The sequence below is a fragment of the Segatella buccae ATCC 33574 genome, from assembly GCF_000184945.1.
Lineage (GTDB): Bacteria > Bacteroidota > Bacteroidia > Bacteroidales > Bacteroidaceae > Prevotella > Prevotella buccae.
In genome coordinates this window covers 1-601 of record NZ_GL586327.1, presented here as the reverse complement: position 1 = coordinate 601, position 601 = coordinate 1, and the positions used below count along the sequence as shown (strand labels likewise).

Below are 601 nucleotides of genomic sequence, written 5' to 3'. Positions count from 1 at the left end.
ATAGTCGTAGGTGTTCAGGCCGTGCATCAGGTCAAGTTCTTTGCCGTTATACTTGTAAGGTTGCAGCTCCGGGGCCTTGGAAGCCGACGTGTCGCAGTAGGGAGAGCCGAACGGATAGTAGTTGTTCACCTGAACCACGTTTCCATTGTCATCCACCACCTCGCGGATATTGCCCAGATGGTCACGATTATAATAGTAAAACAGAAATTGGTCTCTTTCCCGTTCCGCCTTCATGGCTGCTTCCCAAGATTCAAATGTTTTCCGCCATTGTTCATAATCGGATGGGCTAGGATTAGAATCCTCATCATCCCACATGATGAGTGGGGGATGTGCAAGATGAGTTTGGCCACCGATAGCTTGACAATAGCCGCCCTCAAACAGGTATTTGTCTATCCTGCCATTTTTGGTGATGAGTTTTCCGCCCATCATATAGTCAATGGAGTCAGAGCTAAGGATTTCGCCGGCTGTGAGCGGGTGGACTTGTCCGACCTCCACTTTGATGTTGGGCATGTCCGTATGGTGTATGGTGCGCAGCTTCCGTCCGTCGGGCGTGTAGACATATTTTGTCACATTGCCGTTGGTGAACTGGATGCGCCGCGGA

The 601-nt window shown here is 50.4% G+C and carries 1 pseudogene; it reads right to left on the bottom strand.

Features of this window, described 5'->3' with window-relative positions:
* Positions 1 to 601: pseudogene (locus HMPREF6485_RS14200) on the bottom strand (hypothetical protein); the annotation flags it as partial.